Origin of the sequence: Actinocatenispora comari, assembly GCF_017312725.1 — a bacterium.
GTDB lineage: Bacteria > Actinomycetota > Actinomycetes > Mycobacteriales > Micromonosporaceae > Actinocatenispora > Actinocatenispora comari.
In genome coordinates, this window is record NZ_BOPO01000091.1 from 39,141 (window position 1) to 59,870 (window position 20,730).

The following is a 20,730-nucleotide window of genomic DNA, read 5'->3' on the forward strand; positions in this document are numbered from 1 at the left end:
GCGGCGGCCGGTCGGTCCGTCGCGCACCGACCCGCTAGGGTGGTGCCGAGCCCGCAGGCCGCGTGCTCGGGGGCCCGGACACGCGTCGGGCCTCTCAGGAACTCCGGTGCGATTCCGGGGCGGTTCCGCCACTGTGTGCCGGTTCGCCGTCGAGAGACGGTGGGTCGGTGAGCCAGACACTGAGCGCGGCCTCTTCCGCCGTCCAGGGAGCGAGAACTCCCGGGGAGGACCCGCATGCGCACCGTCGTGCTGCTCTCCACCTCCGACACCGATCTGCTGTCGGCCCGCGCGTCCGGTCGCGGGTACCGGTGGGCCAACCCCGGCCGGCTCGACCTCACCGAGCTGCCCGCGCTGCTCGACGGAGCGGACGTGGCCGTGGTGCGGCTGCTCGGTACGCCCGAGTCGTGGCGGGACGGGTTCGCCACACTGCGCCGGTCCGGACTGCCGCTGGTGGTACTGGGCGGTGAGCAGCGGCCGGACGCCGAGCTGATGCGGTTGTCCACGGTGCCGGCGGGCATCGCCGCCGACGCGCACCGGTACCTCGCCGAGGGCGGACCGGCGAACCTGGCCCAGCTGCACGCGTTCCTGTCCGACACGGTGCTGCTGACCGGCGAGGGGTTCGAGCCACCCGCCGCCGTGCCCGCCTGGGGGTACGCGCCGCGCGAGGTGCCGGCCGGCGACCTGCCACGGATCGGCGTGCTCTACTACCGCGCGCACGAAGCCAGCGGCAACACCGGGTTCGCGCACGCCCTCGCGGACGCGATCGACGCCACCGGCGAGGCGGTCGGTGTACCGATCTTCTCCACCTCGCTGCGCTCGGCTCCGGACGAGCTGTACGCGGCGCTGGGCACGCTCGACGCCCTGATCGTCACCGTGCTCGCCGCCGGCGGGATCACGCCGGCCGGCGCCGGTGCCGGCGGCGACGACGAGGCCTGGGACGTGGCCCGCATCCGCGCCCTGGACATCCCCGTTCTGCAAGGGCTCTGCCTGACCTCCAGCCGCGCCGAGTGGCAGTCCTCGGACGAGGGGGTGACGCCGCTGGACTCGGCGAACCAGATCGCGATCCCGGAGTTCGACGGGCGGATCGTGACGGTGCCGTTCTCGTTCAAGGAGATCGACGCCGACGGCCTGCCCCGGTACGAGGCCGACCCGGAGCGGTGCGCCCGCGTCGCCGGCATCGCCGTCGCGCACGCCCGGCTGCGGCACACCCCGCCGGCACGGCGGCGGATCGCGCTGATGCTCTCGGCGTACCCGACCAAGCACAGCAGGATCGGCAACGCGGTCGGGTTGGACACCCCGGTGTCCGCGGTGCGGCTGCTGCGCCGGCTGCGCGACGCCGGGTACGAGGTCGGCGAGATCCCCGGCCTCGACCCGACCGGCGACACCGAGCCCAGCCGCGAAAGCGGAGCCAAAGCGGGCCGCGAGAGCGGAGCCGAAGCGAGCCGGGAAAGCGACAGCGAGGCGGTCGCGGGCGGTACCGAGGCGAGCCATGAAGGCGGAACCGGGGCGGGTCTCGTCACGGACACCGAGGCGAGCCTGGCACGCGACACCGAGGCCGGGAACGCGTTGATCCACGCGCTGATCGCGGCCGGTGGGCAGGACGCCGAGTGGCTGACCGCGGGGCAGCTGACCGACGCGCACGTGCGGATCTCCGCCGCCGACTACACGGCCTGGTTCGAGGAGCTGGACGCGGGCCTGCGCGACGCCGTGGTCGCGGCGTGGGGGCCGCCACCCGGGAGCCTGTTCGTCAACGACGCCAACGAGATCGTGCTGGCGACGATTCGGGCCGGCAACGTGGTGCTGCTGATCCAGCCGCCACGTGGCTTCGGCGAGAACCCGGTCGCCATCTATCACGACCCGGATCTCGCACCGTCGCACCATTACCTCGCCGCGTACCGGTGGCTGGAGCGCGGGTTCGGCGCGCATGCGGTGGTACACCTGGGCAAGCACGGGTCGATGGAGTGGCTGCCCGGCAAGAACGCGGCGCTGTCGGCGGCGTGCGGGCCCGACGCCGCGATCGGCAACCTACCGCTGGTGTACCCGTTCCTGGTCAACGATCCGGGTGAGGGCGCGCAGGCGAAGCGGCGCGCGCACGCGGTCATCATCGACCATCTCGTGCCGCCGATGGCGCGGGCCGAGTCGTACGGCGAGCTGGCCCGGCTGGAACAGCTGATGGACGAGCACGCGAACATCGCCGCGATGGACCCGGCGAAGCTGCCGGCGATCCGGGCCGAGATCTGGACGCTGATGCAGGCCGCGCAGCTGCATCACGACCTGGGTTTGACCGACCGGCCGGCGGACGCGGAGTTCGACGACTTCCTGCTGCACGTGGACGGTTGGCTGTGCGAGGTGAAGGACGCGCAGATCCGGGACGGGCTGCACGTGCTCGGCCAGGCTCCGACGGGCGCGCAGCGGGTCGACCTGGTGCTCGCGATCCTGCGCGCGCAGCAGGTCTGGGGCGGCGAGGCGGCGAGCGTGCCGGGACTGCGGACCGCGCTGGGGCTCAAGGAGGGTGCCGAGGCGACCGCCGCGGTCGACGCGGTCGAGGCGCGGGCGCGCGCGCTGGTCGAGGCGATGGAGGACACCGGCTGGGAGCCGGCAGCCGCGGCGAACCTGACCGACGACCCGGAGGTACGCCGGGTGCTGGAGTTCGCGGCGAGCGAGGTGGTGCCGCGGCTGGCCGGTACCGCCGGCGAGCTCGACGCGGTGCTGCACGCCCTGGACGGCGGGTACGTGCCGGCCGGGCCGTCCGGTTCGCCGTTGCGCGGGCTGGTCAACGTGCTGCCCACCGGCCGCAACTTCTACACCGTCGACCCGCGCGCGGTGCCGTCCCGGCTGGCGTACGAGACCGGGCTGGCGATGGCCGACTCGCTGCTGGCCCGGTACCTCGACGAGACGGGCGGCTACCCGGCGTCGGTGGGGCTGTCGGTGTGGGGCACCGCGGCGATGCGCACCTCCGGCGACGACGTGGCCGAGGTGCTGGCGCTGCTCGGCGTGCGACCGGTGTGGGACGAGGCGTCCCGCCGGGTGCGGGAGCTGGCGGTGGTGCCGCACGAGGAGCTGGGCCGGCCCCGGATCGACGTCACCGTCCGGATCTCCGGGTTCTTCCGGGACGCCTTCCCGCACGTGGTCGCGATGCTCGACGACGCGGTCCGGCTGGTCGCCGCGCTGGACGAGGAGGACGAGCACAACCACGTGCGCGCGCACACCCGCGCCGAGCTCGCCGCGCACGGCGACGAGCGCCGCGCCACCACCCGCATCTTCGGCTCCGCGCCCGGCTCGTACGGGGCGGGCATCCTGCCGGTGGTCGAGTCCGGCAACTGGCGTGACGACGCGGACCTGGCCGAGGTGTACACCGCGTGGGGCGGCTTCGCGTACGGCCGGGATCTGGCCGGGCGGCCCGCGGCCGAGGACATGCGCGCCAACTACCGGCGCATCCAGGTCGCGGCGAAGAACATCGACAGCCGCGAGCACGACATCGCCGACTCCGACGACTACTTCCAGTACCACGGGGGGATGGTCGCCACGGTGCGGGCGCTCACCGGTTCCGACCCGCGGGCCTACGTCGGCGACTCCACCTCGCCGGACGCGGTGCGCACCCGCTCCCTGCAGGAGGAGACGAACCGGGTGTTCCGCTCCCGGGTGGTCAACCCGCGGTGGATCGGCGCGATGCGCCGGCACGGGTACAAGGGCGCGTTCGAGCTGGCCGCGACCGTCGACTACCTGTTCGGGTTCGATGCGACCACCGGCGTGATGCACGACTGGATGTACGACCGGCTGGCGCACGAGTACGTGCTGGACGACGCGACGCAGCAGTTCCTGCGCGAGGCCAACCCGTGGGCGCTGCGCGGCATCGTGGAACGGCTGCACGAGGCCGCCGAGCGCGGCCTGTGGGCCGAGCCCGACCCGGCGGTACTCGCCGCGATGCAGCAGGTCTACCTCGCCGTCGAGGGCGACCTGGAGGACGGACCGGGCGCGTGAGCGAGCACGGTGGGTCGAGGCGGCGGATCGTGCTGATCGGCATCGGGCCGGGCGATCCGGAACAGGTGACGCTCGAAGCGGTCCGGGCGATGAACGAGGTCGGCCGGTTCGTCGTCACCGAGAAGCACCGCCCGGACGGCGATCCGCTGGCCGCCGCCCGCCTGGCGCTGCTGGCCCGGTACGTGGCCGGCGAACCCGAGGTGGTCGTCGTCGCGGACGTGGAGCGCGATCGCACGCCGGCCGGTGCCGCCGGGTACCGGCAGGCGGTCGCCGACTGGCACGCGGCCCGGGCGCGACGCTGGGCCGCCGCGCTCGACGGGTACCACGGCGACGTCGGGTTCCTGGTCTGGGGCGACCCCGCGCTGTACGACTCCACCATCCGGGTGCTGAACCGGGTCGCCGACGCCACCGGGGCGCGGCTGCACGTGGTACCGGGCGTGTCCAGCCTGTCCGCGCTGGCCGCGCGGCACCGCATCGTGCTGCACGACATCGGCGAGCCGCTGCACGTCACCACCGGGCGCCGGCTCGCCGAGGCGGTCGCGCAGGGCCACTCCGCCATCGCCGTACTGCTGAACCGGTCGCTCGCGGAGCTCGACGCGCTGGACCCCACCGGCTGGCACGTCTGGTGGGGGGCCAACCTCGGCACCGGGTCCGAACAGCTCGTCGCCGGCGACCTCGCCAGCGCCCGGCCCCGGATCGCCGCCGCCCGCGCCGCCGCGCGCGCGGCCGCGGGTTGGGTGCTGGACCTGCACCTGCTGCGCCGCGAGCGCGACGGGACGACCTGACGCGCCGACCTATGCTGGCGCGGTGAGCCAACCTGCGCAACCACCACCCGGAGCGGTTCAGCTGACCGATCTCACGTCCCCGCGGGGACGCAGGCGGCTGGCCACCGGCCGGGCGGTCCGGTACCTGCTGATCCTCGGCTACGCCGTGGTGGTCGCGGCCTACCTGCCGGTCGAGATCCGGCATGCGGTCCGCAACCACTGGTCGGTCGGCGCGATCCTGCTCAACACGGTGTTCGCGCTGGCCTGCGTCACCGTGATCCTGGTCGGCGCACTGAAGGTGATGCGCCCGACGATGAGCCGGCTGGTGCTCGGCGTGCACAGCTGGATCGAGGGCACCGAGCTGGTGGCCGAGGGCGGTGTCCGGGGCCGGGTCGACCTGGCGAGCTGCGAGGCCCGGCTGGGCACCGCGACCGGGGACGGCGCCACCGTCACGCCGAGCCGGGTGTCGGCGCCGGTGCTGCTGCTGGGGCCCGATCGCGAGGGCCGGCACCTGGCGTACCCGCTGGGCGAGCCGACGATCGGCTCGCTGCGCCCGGCCGGCGACCTGGACACGCTCGCCCGCTACCTCGCCGCCGGGGCCACGGAATCCGCCCGCCGCACCGCCACCGAGCTGGCCCGGCTGGCGGCCCGCCCGCCGCGCTGAGCCCACCCGGCGCGGGCGCGCGTCGGCCTGATTACCTGCAAGTAACATATCGCCGGCGTATCGAGAATCGGATACGCGACGGCAACGCGGCGACGACTTGACTGACCGGCATGAGCTACCGGGAGCCAGTACGAGTTGCGGCCCGCCCCGCCCGGCCGACGGCACCCCCCGCGGCGCCGACGGCGACCGGGATCACCGTGTACAGCTGCGGGCCCGACGAGGCCGCCCTGTTCCGCACGCTGGCACCGCGCCTCGGCGTGCTTGCCACCATCACCGAGACGCCGCTGTCGGCGGACAACGTCGCGCTGGCCGCGGGGAACCGCAGCATCAGCGTCGGCCACAAGACCCGGATCGGCAACACCACGCTGCGTGCGCTGAGCCGGGCCGGCGTGCGGTACGTGTCCACCCGCAGCGTCGGGTTCGACCACATCGACGTCGCCTACGCCGCGAGCATCGGCGTGTGCGTGGAGAACGTCGCGTACTCACCCGACAGCGTCGCCGACTACACGCTGATGCTGATGCTGATGGCGGTGCGACACACCCGGTCCGTGCTCACCCGGGTCGACCGGTACGACTACCGGCTGACCGAGCAGCGCGGCCGGGAGCTGCGCGACCTGACCGTCGGGGTGGTCGGCACCGGACGCATCGGCGCCGCGGTCATCGACCGGCTGTCCGGCTTCGGCTGCCGGATACTGGCCCACGACCAGCATCCGGCCACCGCGGCCGAGCACGTGTCGTTCGACGAGCTGCTGCACGGCAGCGACATCGTCACGCTGCACACCCCGCTCACCGCGGGCACCTACCACCTGCTCGACCGCGAGCGGATCGGGCGGCTGCGCCGGGGCGCGATCGTCGTCAACACCGGTCGCGGCCCGCTGGTCGACAGCGACGCGCTGCTCACCGCGCTGGAGTCCGGGCAGCTGGGCGGTGCGGCGCTGGACGTGGTCGAGGGCGAGGAAGGGATCTTCTACGCCGACCGCCGGGACGCGCCGCCGACCGGCACCACGCTGGCCCGGCTGCAGCAGCTGCCGAACGTCGTCGTCAGCCCGCACACCGCCTACTACACCGACCACGCGCTGCGCGACACGGTCGAGAACTCCATCGCCAACTGTCTCCGATTCGAAAGCAGAAACCATGACTAGGTTGAAGGTCGGCATCGTGTTCGGCGGCTGCTCCGAGGAGCACCCCATCTCGGTCAAGTCCGCGCAGGAGGTGGCGAGAAACCTCGACCTGACGAAGTACGAGCCGTTCTACGTCGGCATCACCCGAAGCGGCGCCTGGAAGCTGTGCGACGGCCCGGCCCCGGACTGGGAGAACGGCAACTGCCGGCCGGCCGTGCTGTCCCCCGACCGCAGGGTGCGCGGGCTGCTGGTGTTCGACGAGGGCAAGTACGAGACGATCGAGCTGGACCTGGTCTTCCCGGTACTGCACGGCAAGCTCGGCGAGGACGGCGCCATGCAGGGGCTGCTGGAGCTGTCCGGCATGCCGTACGTGGGATGCGACATCCAGAGCTCCGCGCTGTGCATGGACAAGTCGCTGGCGTACCTGGTGGTGCGCAGCGCGGGGATCGCCACGCCGGACTTCTGGACCTTCACCGCCGGCGAGACCATCGACCCGGACCTGTTCAGCTATCCCATCTTCGTCAAGCCGGCCCGCTCGGGCTCCTCGTTCGGGGTGGGCAAGGCGGCCGGGCCGGCGGACCTGCCCGGCGCGGTGGCCGCGGCGCGCGAGTTCGACTCGAAGGTGCTGATCGAGGCGGCGGTCGCCGGGACCGAGGTCGGCTGCGCGATCCTCGGCAACGACACCGACCTGGTCGCCGGCGAGGTCGACCAGATCACCCTGTCGCACGGCTTCTTCAAGATCCACCAGGAGAACTCGCCCGAGACCGGCTCGGAGAACTCCACCGTCACCGTGCCGGCGAACATCTCAGGCCCGACCCGGGAGCTCGTCCGGGAGACCGCGAAGGCGATCTACCGTGCCCTGGGCTGCCGCGGGCTGGCCCGGGTGGACATGTTCCTGACCGACGACGGCACCGTGGTCCTCAACGAGGTCAACACCTTCCCCGGTACCACCTCGTACAGCCGGTACCCGCGGATGATGGCGGCCGCCGGGCTGCCGCTCACCGAGGTGATCGACCGGATCGCGGCACTGGCCCTGACCGGAAGCCGGCGATGAACGGCGACTTCGTCTTCGTGGACGAGTTCGTGCCCGGGATCCGCTGGGACGCCAAGTACGCCACCTGGGACAACTTCACCGGCAAGCCGGTGGACGGCTACGCGGCGAACCGCATCGTCGGCACCAAGGCGCTGTGCACCGCGCTGGACGACGCGCGGCGGCAGGCCGAGTCGCTCGGCTTCGGGTTGCTGCTGTGGGACGCCTACCGCCCGCAACGCGCAGTGGACCGGTTCCTGCGCTGGTCGACCGAACCCGAGGACGGCCGGACCAAGCGGCGGCACCACCCGAACATCGACCGTGCCGCGATGATCGAACAGGGTTACGTGGCGAGGCGGTCCGGGCACAGCCGGGGCAGCACCGTCGACCTGACCCTGTACCACCTCGACACCGGGGAGCTCGCCGCGATGGGCGGCGACCACGACCTGATGGACCCGATCTCCCACCACCGGGCGGCGGGCCTCGCGCCGGCCGCGGCGGCCAACCGGGACCAGCTGCGCGAGCTGATGTGCGCCAGCGGATTCCGCCCGTACGACTGCGAGTGGTGGCACTACACGCTGGCCGACGAGCCGTACCCGGACACCTACTTCGACTTCCCCATCCTCGCCAGCTGAGCCGACCCCCGTCACCAGACAAGGACCATGCATGCCACCGCACCCGTGCCCCGGGGCACCCGCGTGAGCGCGCCACGCGTCGTCGTCGCCGGCGGCCACTCGGCCGGCCACATCGAGCCCGCGATGAACCTCGCCGACGCGCTGCGCCGGCTGGACCCCACCGCCGAGATCACCGCGCTGGGCACGGTCCGCGGGCTGGACACCACGCTCGTCCCGGCTCGCGGCTACCCGCTGGAGCTGATCCCGCCGGTACCGTTGCCGCGCAACCTGAACCTCGCCCTGTTGCAGACCCCGGGCAAGCTGCGCGACTCGGTGCGGGCGGCCGGCACCGTACTCGACCGGGTACGTGCCGAGGCCGTGGTCGGCTTCGGCGGCTACGTGGCCGCGCCCGCCTACCTCGCCGCGCACCGGCGCGGGCTGCCCATCGTCGTGCACGAGGCGAACGCCCAGCCCGGTGTCGCCAACCGCCTCGCGGCCCGGCTGACCACGCACGTGTTCACCGCCACCCCGGCAGTACGGCTGGCGCACGCCACCGCGATCGGGATCCCGCTGCGGCCGGCGATCACCGGGCTGGACCGGTCCGCGCTGCGCGCCGCGGCCCGGCGGCGGTTCGGCCTGCACCCGGACGGGCCGGTACTGCTGGTCACCGGCGGGTCGCAGGGCGCCCGGGCGATCAACGTCGCGGTCTCCGGCGCCGCACCGGCGCTGCGCGCGGCCGGCGTGCAGGTGCTGCACATCACCGGGCCGCAGCACGAGGTCGAGGCACCCGCCGGCGACCCGCCGTACGTGGTGCTGCGCTACGTCGACGAGATGCAGTACGCCTATGCCGCCGCCGACTTCGTGATCTGCCGGTCCGGGGCGATGACCTGCGCCGAGCTGACGTCCGTCGGGCTTCCCGCGGCGTACGTACCGCTGCCGCTGCGCGGCGGCGAGCAGCGGCACAACGCCGAGCCGATCGTCGCGGCTGGCGGCGGGCTGCTGGTCGACAACGCCGACCTCGACCCGGCCTGGGTGCTGAGCAGCCTGCTCCCGGTGCTCACCGATCCGGCCCGGATCGCGGCCATGTCTGCCGCCGCGTCCGCGGCCGGCGCCCCCGACGCGGACGCCGTCCTGGCCCGGCACGTGCTGGGCCTCATCGCCGACCGGCGCCGGGACGCCCGGTGAGCCGGGAGCTCCGGATCCGGCCGGTGCACGCCACCGATGTCGACGCGGTCGTCGCGCTGCTGGAGCAGCTGGGCTACCCGCAGCGGGACCGGGCCGCGACGGCGGTCCGGATCCGTTCCTGGCACGACGATCCGAGCGCGACGGCCCTGGTCGCCGACGACGGCGGTGCGCCGCTCGGCATCGTCGCCGTCCAGATCTGTCCGTACTTCGAGCGCGACGGGGCCTGGGCCCGCATCACCGCGCTGGTGGTCCGCGACCGGGTGCGCCGCCGCGGCGTGGGCTCCCGCCTCGTCGCCGCCGCCGAGCGGTTCGCGATCGGGCACGGCTGCACGCGGATGGAGGTCACCAGCGCCGCTCGGCGAGGCGACGCGCACGCGTTCTACCGGCGGCACGGCTACGCCGATCAGGCCGGGGTCTCGTCCCGGTTCCTTCGCGAGCTGGGCACCGACACCGACCGTTGATCGCCGCGGGTCAGCGGGGAACCGGCGGCGGCGCGGCCGGCAGTTGCACGCTGACCCGCAACCCCCCGGACGGCAGCGGTACCAGGTGCAGCACGCCGTCGTGCGCCCGGGTGATGCTCTTGACGATGGCCAGGCCCAGGCCGACCCCGCTGTGGTCGCGGTGGATGCGTTGGGTACCACGCTGGAACGGCTCGGTGAGCGTCGCCACCAGCTGCGGCGAGAGCTGCTCGCCGGTGTTGTCGACCGTCAGCACGACGAACCCGGCGAACGCCGCGGTGTGGACCCGCACGGTGCCGTCCCGCGGCAGGTTGTGCACGATCGCGTTGTGCAGCAGGTTCGTGGTCAGCTGCAGCAGCAGCGGGTGCGAGCCGATCGTGACCGCCACCTCGCCGGCCGTCTCGATCGTGACGCCGCGCTTCTCCGCCAGCGGCAGCAACGTCTCCGCCGCCTCCTCGGCCAGCAACGACAGGTCGACCGGCTCCCGGGTGAAGGAGCGCCGATCGGCCCGGCTGAGCAGCAACAGCGCCTCGGTCAGGTCGATCGCCCGGCCGTTGACGTAGTGCAGCCGTTCGATCAGCTCCCGGGTGTCGTGGTGCGGGTCGTTGCGCGCCACGTCCAGCAGCGTCTGGGTGATCGCGAGCGGGGTACGCAGCTCGTGCGAGGCGTTGGCCGCGAACCGTTGCTGCTCGGCCACCTGCGCCTCGATCTGGGCGAGCATCGCGTCGAAGCTGTCGGCCAGCTCCCGGAACTCGTCCGCGCGGCCCTCCAGTTCGATCCGGTGCGACAGCGACCCGCTCGCTGCCTTGCGGGTGGCGTTGGTGATCCGGGTCAGCGGGGCGAGCATCCGGCCGGCCAGGATCCACCCGCCGAACAGTCCGAAGATCAGCAGGAAGAACATCATCCAGGCGATCTTCGGGGCGAACGCCTCGATCAGGTCGGTGCGCCCCGGAATCATCATCCCGGGCGTGGAGGTGACGACCACCCACGGCACGTAGCGCAGCAGGAAGAAGTACACCACCGCGAGCATCAGGGCACCGGCCACCATGAGGAACCCGGCATAGCTGAGGGTCAGCTTCAGCCGGACGCTCATCCCGGGCCTACGCACGGCCCGCGCCCTCCCGCCCGGTACCGGCTTCGGCGTCGATGCGGTAGCCGACGCCGGGGACCGTGGCGATCAACCACGGTTCGCCGAGCCGCTTGCGCAGCGCCGAGACGGTGATGCGTACCGCATTCGTGAACGGGTCGGCGTTCTCGTCCCAGGCCCGCTCCAGCAGCTCCTCGGCGCTGATCACCCCGCCGTCGGCGGCGACCAGCACCTCCAGTACCGCGAACTGCTTCCTGGTCAGCGCGACGTACCTGCCGTCCCGGTACACCTCGCGGCGGAACGGGTCGAGCCGCAACCCGGCGATCTCCCGTACCGGCGGCCTGCTGTAGCTCCGGCGGCGGTCCAGCGCCCGCAGCCGCAGCACCAGCTCGCGCAGCGCGAACGGCTTGGTGAGGTAGTCGTCGGCGCCGAGTTCGAACCCGGACTCCTTGTCGTCGAGCCGGTCGGCGGCGGTGAGCATCAGGATCGGCATGCCGCTGCCGGAACTCACGATGCTCTGCGCGACCTCGTCCCCGGACGGGCCGGGAATGTCACGGTCGAGTACCGCGATGTCGTAGGCGTTGACGCTCAACAGCTCCAGGGCCGTGTCGCCGTCACCGGCGATGTCGGCCGCGATCGCCTCCAGCCGCAGGCCGTCACGGATGGCCTCGGCCATGTAGGGCTCGTCCTCGACGACCAACACACGCATGGTCTCGATGCTAGGAGCCGACACATATCGTCGGCATACCAAAAAGCACATACGAGCCGGCAACACGGCGTCGCCTTGACTGACCGCATGCGACAAACCACCTCAGCACCAGCGAAGACCGGCAGGATCCCGCCGAACGACGAGGTGCCCGTACGGACCACGACCGAGGCGGACGGGGTGCTGCCCGCCGGCGTGACGGTGTTCGACGACCGCTATCCCGGCGTCGCCAACCTCGACTCCGCGCTGCTCCGCGCGCTGCGGGCGGCAGCCGCCGACGCCGCCCGGGACGGCGTGGAGTTCCGGGTCAACAGCGGCTGGCGCTCCCCGGCGTACCAGAACCAGCTGCTGCGCGAGGCGGTCACCAAGTACGGGTCGGCGGCGGAGGCCGCCCGCTGGGTCGCCACCGCGGACACCTCCGCGCACGTGGCCGGCCACGCCGTCGACATCGGGCGGTTCGACGCGACCGCCTGGCTGGCCCGGTACGGCGCCCGGTACGGGCTGTGCCAGATCTACCGCAACGAGCCCTGGCACTACGAGCTGCGCCCGGAAGCCGTCCGGCACGGCCGGCCGCCCCTCTACCCCGATCCCACCCACGACCCCCGCATGCAGCCCTGACCGCGACCACGGCGTCGACGCACCGCAAGCTCGCCGACGAGCCGCTGGCCAACGTGGTCGCCTACCAGCTCGACACCCGGGCCCGCGCCGGCATGACCGAGCACGATCGGGTCGACGCGAAGCTCGCGGCGATCCGCAGCCGGCTGGGCTCCCCGCAGCGCGAGGGGCCGCCCTACCAGGAACGCGCGAGCTGGCACGACCGCGCCCGCCTGGCCCGCTGGCAACCACCCCGCCGCTGACCGGATCCCCCGACGAGCGCCCCGGGTAGGACGTCGTTACCGGACGATCTTCGCGGTGGCGCCGATCGAGGACAACAGGCCCGGCTCGGCGCGGAAGCGCGACCGGTCAGGGCTGGGAGACGTAGGGGTTGTCGGCGAGGTAGAAGCGGCGGGGCGCGGCGACGGCGCGGGAGATGCCGACCCGCGTCGTGGTGACGATCCGCTGCTGGTCGACCGGGTCGCGCTCGACCAGCCGTACCGGCGGCAGCGACAGGTCGTGGCCGCTCAGCGTGCGGGTGATGCCGAGTGCCTGGCACAGCTTGCCCGGCCCGTTGGTCAGCGCCGTCCCGGCTCGGCCGCGGCGGGCCCGCATCACGTCCTCGCCCTCGACCGGTTCGACGGCCCGGACCAGCGCCCCGCTGCCGTACCCGTCCCGCCCGGTGACGACGTTGCAGCAGTGGTGAATGCCGTGGATCAGGTAGACGTACAGGTGCCCGGCGGAGCGGAACATCGCGTCGGTTCGCGCGGTACGCCCGCGAAACGCGTGGCTCGCCTCGTCGTCCTGGTCGTACGCCTCGGTCTCCACGATCCGCGCGACCAGCGTGCGGCCGTCGAGCTCGCGGTGCAGTTCGCAGCCGAGCAGCCGGCGCGCGGCCTGCTCCACCGGAAGGTCCAGCCAGTCGAATCCTGGCCGCAGCATCTCGCTCATCGTCGCGCGCAGCCTAGCGCAGGCCACCGGACCGCCGCGGCCACGGTGCAGGTCGACCGGGCTCGGCAGCGCGGGCACCGGACCGAACGGCACCGGCCGAACCGCGGGTCCGGGAGTCACCGGCCCCGGCGGTTCGGGAGTCACCGGCCCGTTCGCGCCAGACGTCATCCTGACCCGGCGCTCCGGACGTCACCGGCTCGGACGCTCCGGTGCCGGGCGATGGTCCACGGCACGGTCCCGGTAAGCGTCGGCCAGGGCGTGGAAGGCGGCCTTGGGGCGGCGTCGACCGTCCGGCCCGATCCGGACGACCCCGTACGAGGCGAGGTCGAGATCGGCGTGCGGGCCGGGCCGGTGCTCGAACGCGTAGCCGGCGAAGGTGAACCAGAACGCCGTGTCGACCCCCTCTGCGTCGAAGACCGCCAGCACCTCGCGCAGGTACCGGGCCTGCTCCGGCTCGTCCCGGACGTACTCGCCGGACAGCCGGGGCGGGGTGAACGAGCGGTCGACGATCAGCCAGCCGCGGGCGCCGAGGTCGGCCGCACCGCGGAACGTGGCGCAGCCGAACTCGGTGACCGCCACCGGTTTGCCGTACCGGTGCAGGGCGCGGATCTCCGCGGCGAACGTGGCCGCGTTGTGCGCCGCCCGGTACGCGTCCGCCGCGACGTAGTCGAACGGTGTCCAGTCCACCCGCTCGTACGGTAGCGAGGCGTAGGTGACCGGACCGCCGAACAGCGGCCGGACCCGGTCGAGCGCGGTGGCCAGGAACCCGTTGAGCGCCGGCGGTACGGCGGCGAGCAGCGCCGGCGACCGCCCGCCGGGCGAGGTCAACGACGCCAGCCGAGCGTGCAGGTCGTCGCCGGGCAGGAACCCGGATGCCATGATGCTCAGCTCACCGCCGAGCACGAGTACGACCTCGTTGCCCTGCCGCCGCAGGCTTTCGGCTCGTCTCGCGCAGTCGGCGAACAGCGCGAGCATCGCGTCGGTGCCCAGTTCGCACGGGAACGGCGCGTACCAGACGGCCAGGCCGGCGGCCGCCGCCGCGCGGGCGGCCACATCGAGCCGGCCCGGATCGCCGCCGGTGATGCGTACCGCGGTGCAGTGCAGATCCGCCGCGATGACCCGCATCTCCTCGCCTACCGTCGCCGCGTCGAACCGCTCGCGCGTCGGGTGCCCCGCCGGGTAGGCGCCGGTGTCGTAGTTGATTCCCTTGCCGCGCACCGGAGTCAGACCGTCTCGGGGGTGGTGGCGTGGCGGGCGGCGGCGCGTTGCCGGCTCCGGCGGTACCACAGCGACCAGCCGACCAGCAGCCCGACGGTGCCTATCTGCAACGCGGTGGACAGCGCGGCGGTGACGTCGACCGGCAGCAGGTAGATCAGCGGCACCCGGACGATCGCCTCGGCCAGCAGACCGGCCCCCCAGACGAGGCTCATCAGCACGAACACCCGCCGGAACGCCGGCCGGTCGCGCCACAGCCGGTCCCACCGGTCGAGCACGTCGGGCTTGCCGGCGTTGAGCCGCCGCAGGATCGCGTAGAGCACCGGGCGGCCGACGGCGACCGATCCGAGCAGCAGCAGGCCGAGCCCGCCGGACACGATCGACTCGCGCGCCAGCAGGATCCGGGCGTCCCCGGTCAGCAGCGACGCGACCAGCAGCGCGACGAACCCACCGGCCACGACGGCGGCGAGCCCGTCGAGGCGCCGTCTGGTGATCGCGACGTACGCCAGCCGGAGCAGCGCGACGCAGCCGCCGGCGGCCAGCGCGGGTTCGACGTCGAGCCCGACGGCGCGCCCCCCGTAGTAGACCGCGGCCGGCAGCCCCACGTCGGCCAGCAGCCCGATGATCAGCGCTCGCTTGTCCATGTCCACTCCCTCGAAATTAGGATACGTGAACGTATCTCACATGGACTTGCACGCAGGGCAAGCGACTTGCGGTAAGGTACGGGCCAGTTCCTTCAGGGGAGGTCTCGATGGTCGAGGACGGCACGGCGGTCAAGGCGACCCGCCGGCGCGGTGCGGCGCTGGAGGCGGCGGTGCTGCAGGCCGCGGCCGAGGAGCTGGCCGAGGTCGGCTATCCCGGGCTGACCATGGACCGGGTCGCCGCCCGCGCCGGTACCAGCAAGAACGTGATCTACCGCCGCTGGCCGAACCGGACGGCGCTGAGCATCGCGGCATGGCGATCGATGCTGCCGAGCGCGCCGGACGACGTGCCCGACACGGGCACGTTGCGCGACGACGCGCTGGCCATGCTGCGCCGGACCAACGACCGGATGGCCGCACCGTTCGGCGCCGTGCTGCGCGGCCTGCTGGCCGGGATGCAGGACGATCCCGAGCGGCTGCGCGAGATCCGCGAGCAGCTCGGCCGGGTCGGCGTCGGTCCGTGGCTGACGATCCTGGCGCGCGCGGTCACCCGCGGCGAGGCCGACCCCGCGGCGCTGACCCCGCGGGTGGCGACGGTCGCCGTCGACCTGCTCCGCAACGAGTACGGGCTCAACGGCATGACCAGCGCCGGGGACGGCCTGCTGGTCGAGATCGTCGACGAGGTCTACCTGCCGCTGGTCCGGCCCCGCGGCTGAGCCGGCGACTTGACCTTGCCGTACGTGTGAGGCTTCTACGGTCGGCCGATGCGACTCGACGAGCAGCACGACAGGACGATGCGGGCGCTGGTGCAGCAGACCCACCGAGGGCCGGCCGACCTGGTCCTCGTGACCGACCGGCCCCGCCCCACCCCGGGGCCCGGGGAGTACCTGGTGCGGGTCGGTGCCGCCGGGATCAACTTCGCCGACGTCATGCAGTCCCGCGGGACCTACGGCGGCGGGCCGGCGGCGCCGTACCTGGCCGGCTTCGAGGCCGCCGGCGAGATCGTGGCGACCGGCCCGGACGTCCCGGCTCCGCTCCCGCCCGGCACCCGGGTCGTGGGCGCCGGACCCGGCGCCTTCGCGCAGTACCTGACCATGCCGGCCGCCGGCGCGATCCCGGTACCGCCGGGTTGGACCGACGCCGCGGCCCTGGGCATGGTGCTCAACTGGGCGACCGCCCTGGCCGCGCTGCGGCCACTGGGCCAGGTCGAGCCCGGCGACGTGGTCCTCGTGCACGCCGCGGCCGGCGGGGTCGGCCAGGCCGCCGTCCGGCTGGCCCGCCACTACGGCGCGCGCGTGCTCGGCACGGCATCGGCGGCCAAGCACGACACGGTCCGGGCGCTCGGCGTCGACGAGGTGTTCGACAGCGCCAGCCCCGAGCTGACCGACCTGATCCGTCGCCGTACCGACGGGGTCGATCTGGTGCTGGAGTCGGTCGGGCGCGCGACGTTCGCCACCAGCCTGGCCGTCACCAGGCCGTTCGTGGGGCGCATCGTGGTGTTCGGCGCCGCGTCCGGGGACGCCGTGCTCGACACGCACGATCTGGTCTTCCGTCACCAGGTGCAAGTCAAGGGGCTGCACATCGGCGCGCTGGCCACGAGCGCCCCGGCCCTCCACCGGTCACTGCTGGCCGAGCTCGACACGCTCGTCGGCCAGGGGGTGTACCCACCCGGGCGTCCACGGGTGCACCCGCTCGCGGCGGGCCCGGCGGTGCTTCGCCGGCTCGAGGCCGGCGAGACGACCGGCAAGCATGCCCTCGATCCGTGGCGGTGAGACGTCACCGGCTCGGGCGGCATCGGTGGGTGCCGCCGGTACCCGGGAACACCCCTGAGCACGGCGGCGTTGGCGCAGGCATGCAGATCGGTGACGCGGCGCGGGCGGTCGGGGTGTCCGCCCGCTCGCTGCGGTACTACGAGGACCAGGGGCTGATCGTCCCCGGCCGCCGCAGCAACGGCTACCGCGACTACTGCCGCTCGACCATCGACCGGGCGGCGGCCGTGCGCTCGCTGCTGGCGGTGGGGCTCCCGGTGCGGTTGATCGGCGACGTGCTGGCCGGCCCGCACCCGCCTGCGGGCGGCGTCCCGGCGGCCGAGCATCTCGCTGCGGCCCGGGCCTACCGGGACCGCATCGGCGCCCGCGTCCGCCTGCTCCGGGCGCAACAGGACTCGCTCGACGAGTACCTGCGCCGGGCGTCGGCGCCGGCCGCCGCCGCGCAGCCCCGGGCCTCCGCGTCCCGGTCGGGCGGATCGCCGGCGGGCCGCTGAGCCGGGTCGCGCCGGCGCCATCGGATCACCGCACCACGCTGGGCCGTCGTCCGCTCTGCTCTGAGCAGATCCGCTGCTGGCGAAAGCGGCGGGCGTGTCGCCCCGACGGCTGCGACGATTCCGCGGAGACGGTACGACGAGAGGACTGGTTCGATGCGAACACTGGTACTGGGCGGCACCGCGATGCTGTCGCGCGCGGTGGCGGAGGCGGCCCGCGATGCCGGGCACGAGGTGGTGTGCCTGGCCCGCGGCAAGACCGGCGAGCCGCCGCCCGGCGTCCGGTTCGTCCGGGCCGACCGCACCCAGCCCGGGGCGTACGACGGGCTCGACGGCGACTTCGACGCGGTCGTCGACGTGGCCCGCCGGCCCAGCGAGGCACGCTCCGCGCTGGCCGCGCTGGCGGAGCGGGCCGGGCACTGGACGTTCGTGTCGACCTGCAACGTGTACTCCGACGACGCGACCCCCGGGCAGGTCGCCGAGACCGCGCCGCTGGTCGAGCCGGCGCCGGCCGATGTGGACGAGTCCGACGAGGAGAACTACGGGCGCTGCAAGCGCGCCTGCGAGCTGGCCGTGGTCGAGGCGATGGGCGCCGACCGGGCGTTCCTGTGCCGGGCCGGCCTGCTGGTGGGGCCGCGCGACGCGATGGTCCGCTTCGGCTACTGGCCGAGCCGGCTGGCCCGCGGCGGCGAGGTGCTGGCGCCCGGCGATCCGGACCGACTCGTTCAGGTCGTCGACGTGCGCGACCTGGCCGACTGGATCGTCCGGGCCGGCGTCGACGGGCTGGCCGGTGCGTACGACGGGAACGGCGCGCCGATGCCGATGCGCGAGTTCCTGGCCGCGATCGCCGCCGGCGTCGGGGTGACCCCGGAGCTGACCTGGGTGGATCAGGACTTCCTGGTCGAGCAGGGGGTCAACCCGTGGGCCGGGGAACGCTCGCTGCCGCTGTGGCTGCCGCTGCCGGAGTACGGCGGGTTCCTCAGCCGCGACGTGACCCGGTCGCTGGCCGCCGGCCTGCGCACCCGAGACCTGGCCGAGACCGCCCGCGACACGCTCGCCTGGACCCGCGAGGCGTGGCGCCCCCACGAGCGCGACGGCGGCATCACCGCCGAGGACGAGGCGGCGCTGCTCGCGGCCTGGCACGCCCGCTGACCGTCGTCCGGCCCGTGCCGTGGCCACCCGAGAACACCAGGGTGGCCACGGCGCCGCCGAGCGCGCCGAGCGGTCCCGGCCGCACGGGCCCGGCGCGCTAACGCCACCAGGGGATGCGGCGCAGCCGGGCGACCTCGGCCGCCGGCTCGACCAGGCTGTCCAGCGCCGGCCGGATGTGCTGCAGGTGCTGCTCGACCCACAGCGTGCAGGGCAGGGTGTCGGTGGTGGCCGCGGCGGCGATCGGCTGCAGCGTCGGGATCCGGGTCGCGACCCTCGGCACCCGGGACGGGGCGGCCGCGTCGGGCCGCACCAGCAGGTCGGCCAGATCGTCGAACCAGCCGGCGATCTGCGCCGCCTGACCGCTCAGCGCGTCGCTGACCGGGTCCGGCCCGGCGTCCGGCGAGGGCAGGCTGGCCAGCGACTGCGCCGTCAGCCGCAACCGGATCGTCCCGCCGACCAGCCGCCACAGCTGCTGGCTGGCCAGGTGCCTGGTGCCGCGTTCGGCCAACAATCCGCGTACCCCGTCGTCGAGCCGCAGGCCCGCGGTCACCGCACGGGCCGGTTCCGGTTCCTGGTGCCGCAGCCCCAGCGCCCAGTTGACCGACTGGGCAAGGTACCGGCCGCCCTCCCGGAACGCGTCGGCGACATCGTCGCCGACCACCGCACTGGCGCCCCGCGGCCAGAACAGCACGCCCACGACCAGGCTCACCGCGCAGCCGATCGCGACGTCCTCGATCCGGACCACCCCGATCGACCAGCCGACCGGTACGAGCAGGTTGTACAGCACCGACACCACGACGGTGAACGCCGCCTGCCCGACCACGAACGGCAGCGTGCCCGGGACGTAACCGGCCACCAGGACCGCGATCGGCAGCGCCACCCAGAGCGCGACCGGGCCGGTACCGACCACCAGCAGCAGCGCGGCGCCGACGACGAAACCGACCAGCGTGCCCAGCAACGCCCGCAGCGCCGTGGAGCCGGTGCCGGCCGCGTTGGTCCGCAGTACCGACAGGGTGCCGAGGACCACCCAGAACGCGTGCTGCACCCCGACCAGGTCGGCCACCAGTACCGCGGCGGCGAGCGCGAGCGCGCCCCGGATGCTGTTGACGAACCACACCGACCGCAGGTTCGCGTGCCGCCACGCCAGCTCGAACACGCCGAGCCGGGGCATCCGCGCGGCCGGCAGCCCGTACCAGCGGCGGGCCTGGTCGGCGGCGGTCGCCGGATCCGCGCGCCGGGCGGCGATGAGCGCGTCGACCGCCGCCGCGCGTACCGTCAGCGCGCTGGTCTGGGCATGGAACGCCTGGTGCACCGCGTCGGCGAAGTCCCCGTCACCGGCGGGCATCCGGCGCAGCGCGGTCACGCTGGCGGCGATCGCCTGCTGCAGGCCGGCCAGGTCGGGCTCCTCGGCGCCACCGGCCAGCAGCCGCGCCACCCGGCGCAGCGTGTCCCGGGTCGCCGCGAACAGATCCCGCTCGACCGGGGCGACCGCACGCAGGTCGGGGAACTCGCGCAGCCCGTCGTCGAGCACCGCCGTCGCCCACTCCAGCATCCCGACCAGGCTGGTCAGCGCCTGGTCGGCCACCGTCGACCCGGTCGGCCGGTACGGGGTGGCCGTGAACGCGGCGAGCAGCTCGTGCTTGGCGTCGATGGTCGCGGCACGGTCGGCGTCGGTGCCGGCACCGCGCAGCGCCGCGTCGAGCCGGGCGGCCAACGCACCGGCACTCGCCGCGACCGCCGCCCGCAGCCGGTCGCCGGGCGGGCGCGGCGACAGCAGCAGCACCGCCACCGTGCCCACCACGCTCGCCAGCCACCACCCGGCCAACCGGGAGCCGAGCATGTCCAGGGTCCCCGGCGACGCCGCCGGCAACACGTACGCGAGCAGCGCGGCGGTGCCGCCGGCCGCCGCGTTCGGCCCGCCGATCCCGGCGAACAGCACCAGGAACGCCACCGGCAGGGTGACCGCGGCCGCCACCCAGGGCGACGAGTTCACCGCCGTACCGATCACCAGCAGGGCGCTGCCCGCCACCGCCAGGCCGGCGTGCGCCACGACCTTGTCCCGGCGCGTCCCGGCGAACGAGGCCAACACCAACGTCGCGAACCCACCGAACGCGGCGAAGGTGGCCATCTGCAGATCGCCGATCACCTTGTACGTGAGGGCGAACAATCCGGGAACGACGACCGTGGCGCGCACCGCGCGCAACGCCGCCGCCGACGACCACCACCGCTTCCGCGCCAACACCACCGGAGCATAGCGACCCGGCCGGCCGGGGCCGAGCGTTCCGCGACCCCGCCCGGTACCCGCCG

General features: G+C 73.9%; 20 protein-coding genes. 14 read left to right on the forward strand and 6 right to left on the reverse strand.

Going from position 1 to position 20,730, the window contains the following annotated elements:
* Window positions 1-234 precede the first annotated feature (234 nt).
* From cobN to NUM_RS23515, 8 genes are all read left to right on the forward strand, one after another.
* The gene (gene cobN / locus NUM_RS23480; RefSeq protein WP_225918795.1) at window positions 235-3,981 is read left to right on the forward strand and encodes a cobaltochelatase subunit CobN; all 3,747 of its coding nucleotides are present in this window, start codon (window positions 235-237) and stop codon (window positions 3,979-3,981) included.
* On the forward strand, window positions 3,978-4,766 hold the full coding sequence (gene cobF, locus NUM_RS23485) for a precorrin-6A synthase (deacetylating) (protein ID WP_207127086.1): 789 nt from the start codon (window positions 3,978-3,980) through the stop codon (window positions 4,764-4,766). Before cobN ends, cobF begins: the two co-directional genes overlap by 4 nt.
* Before the next feature lie 22 nt (window positions 4,767-4,788).
* Complete coding sequence (locus NUM_RS23490) at window positions 4,789-5,409, forward strand: hypothetical protein (protein ID WP_207127087.1); 621 nt, start codon at window positions 4,789-4,791, stop codon at window positions 5,407-5,409.
* 110 nt (window positions 5,410-5,519) lie between these two features.
* Window positions 5,520-6,551, forward strand: coding sequence for a D-isomer specific 2-hydroxyacid dehydrogenase family protein (locus tag NUM_RS23495; protein WP_207127088.1), 1,032 nt, complete (start codon window positions 5,520-5,522; stop codon window positions 6,549-6,551).
* Window positions 6,544-7,584: a D-alanine--(R)-lactate ligase gene (gene vanA / locus NUM_RS23500; RefSeq protein WP_207127089.1), complete on the forward strand. Its 1,041-nt coding sequence runs from the start codon at window positions 6,544-6,546 to the stop codon at window positions 7,582-7,584. Before NUM_RS23495 ends, vanA begins: the two co-directional genes overlap by 8 nt.
* The gene (vanX, locus tag NUM_RS23505) at window positions 7,581-8,195 is read left to right on the forward strand and encodes a D-Ala-D-Ala dipeptidase VanX (RefSeq protein WP_207127090.1); all 615 of its coding nucleotides are present in this window, start codon (window positions 7,581-7,583) and stop codon (window positions 8,193-8,195) included. The genes vanA and vanX overlap by 4 nt, the downstream gene beginning before the upstream one ends.
* A gap of 27 nt (window positions 8,196-8,222) precedes the next feature.
* The gene (locus NUM_RS23510; RefSeq protein WP_207127091.1) at window positions 8,223-9,359 is read left to right on the forward strand and encodes a UDP-N-acetylglucosamine--N-acetylmuramyl-(pentapeptide) pyrophosphoryl-undecaprenol N-acetylglucosamine transferase; all 1,137 of its coding nucleotides are present in this window, start codon (window positions 8,223-8,225) and stop codon (window positions 9,357-9,359) included.
* Window positions 9,356-9,820 carry a GNAT family N-acetyltransferase gene (locus tag NUM_RS23515; protein WP_207127092.1) on the forward strand — a complete coding sequence of 155 codons (465 nt, stop codon included), beginning with the start codon at window positions 9,356-9,358 and terminating at the stop codon, window positions 9,818-9,820. The genes NUM_RS23510 and NUM_RS23515 overlap by 4 nt, the downstream gene beginning before the upstream one ends.
* A 10-nt stretch (window positions 9,821-9,830) precedes the next feature.
* Here NUM_RS23515 and NUM_RS23520 read toward each other — a convergent pair whose 3' ends face one another.
* Together NUM_RS23520 and NUM_RS23525 are read right to left on the reverse strand one after the other, a co-directional pair.
* Complete coding sequence (locus NUM_RS23520) at window positions 9,831-10,910, reverse strand: sensor histidine kinase (RefSeq protein ID WP_207127093.1); 1,080 nt, start codon at window positions 10,908-10,910, stop codon at window positions 9,831-9,833.
* Between the two features lie 7 nt (window positions 10,911-10,917).
* On the reverse strand, window positions 10,918-11,613 hold the full coding sequence (locus NUM_RS23525) for a response regulator transcription factor (RefSeq protein ID WP_207127094.1): 696 nt from the start codon (window positions 11,611-11,613) through the stop codon (window positions 10,918-10,920).
* Window positions 11,614-11,700: 87 nt separating this feature from the next.
* Between NUM_RS23525 and NUM_RS23530 the strand changes: the two genes are divergently transcribed.
* Together NUM_RS23530 and NUM_RS23535 are read left to right on the forward strand one after the other, a co-directional pair.
* The gene (locus NUM_RS23530) at window positions 11,701-12,228 is read left to right on the forward strand and encodes a M15 family metallopeptidase (protein ID WP_207127095.1); all 528 of its coding nucleotides are present in this window, start codon (window positions 11,701-11,703) and stop codon (window positions 12,226-12,228) included.
* Between the two features lie 53 nt (window positions 12,229-12,281).
* Complete coding sequence (locus tag NUM_RS23535; RefSeq protein WP_207127096.1) at window positions 12,282-12,467, forward strand: hypothetical protein; 186 nt, start codon at window positions 12,282-12,284, stop codon at window positions 12,465-12,467.
* Window positions 12,468-12,573: 106 nt separating this feature from the next.
* Here the strand turns inward: NUM_RS23535 and NUM_RS23540 are convergent, their stop codons facing one another.
* From NUM_RS23540 to NUM_RS23550, 3 genes are all read right to left on the reverse strand, one after another.
* Complete coding sequence (locus NUM_RS23540) at window positions 12,574-13,155, reverse strand: DNA-3-methyladenine glycosylase (RefSeq protein WP_207127097.1); 582 nt, start codon at window positions 13,153-13,155, stop codon at window positions 12,574-12,576.
* Window positions 13,156-13,344: 189 nt separating this feature from the next.
* Complete coding sequence (locus tag NUM_RS23545; RefSeq protein WP_207127098.1) at window positions 13,345-14,373, reverse strand: hypothetical protein; 1,029 nt, start codon at window positions 14,371-14,373, stop codon at window positions 13,345-13,347.
* A 5-nt stretch (window positions 14,374-14,378) separates the two neighbouring features.
* On the reverse strand, window positions 14,379-15,014 hold the full coding sequence (locus NUM_RS23550; protein WP_207127099.1) for a VC0807 family protein: 636 nt from the start codon (window positions 15,012-15,014) through the stop codon (window positions 14,379-14,381).
* Window positions 15,015-15,121: 107 nt separating this feature from the next.
* Here NUM_RS23550 and NUM_RS23555 point away from each other — a divergent pair, with 107 nt between their 5' ends.
* The 4 genes from NUM_RS23555 to NUM_RS23570 all read left to right on the forward strand — a co-directional run bounded on the left by NUM_RS23555 (window position 15,122) and on the right by NUM_RS23570 (window position 18,423).
* Entirely contained in the window at window positions 15,122-15,727 is a 606-nt protein-coding gene (locus NUM_RS23555; RefSeq protein WP_207127100.1) for a TetR/AcrR family transcriptional regulator, read from the forward strand.
* 48 nt (window positions 15,728-15,775) lie between these two features.
* Complete coding sequence (locus NUM_RS23560; RefSeq protein ID WP_207127101.1) at window positions 15,776-16,783, forward strand: zinc-binding dehydrogenase; 1,008 nt, start codon at window positions 15,776-15,778, stop codon at window positions 16,781-16,783.
* A gap of 80 nt (window positions 16,784-16,863) precedes the next feature.
* Window positions 16,864-17,274 carry a MerR family transcriptional regulator gene (locus NUM_RS23565; protein ID WP_207127102.1) on the forward strand — a complete coding sequence of 137 codons (411 nt, stop codon included), beginning with the start codon at window positions 16,864-16,866 and terminating at the stop codon, window positions 17,272-17,274.
* Window positions 17,275-17,427: 153 nt separating this feature from the next.
* Window positions 17,428-18,423, forward strand: coding sequence for an NAD-dependent epimerase/dehydratase family protein (locus NUM_RS23570; RefSeq protein ID WP_207127103.1), 996 nt, complete (start codon window positions 17,428-17,430; stop codon window positions 18,421-18,423).
* Window positions 18,424-18,520: 97 nt separating this feature from the next.
* Here the strand turns inward: NUM_RS23570 and NUM_RS23575 are convergent, their stop codons facing one another.
* Window positions 18,521-20,665, reverse strand: a complete 2,145-nt coding sequence (locus NUM_RS23575) for an FUSC family protein (protein WP_207127104.1) — start codon at window positions 20,663-20,665, stop codon at window positions 18,521-18,523.
* Window positions 20,666-20,730 lie beyond the last annotated feature (65 nt).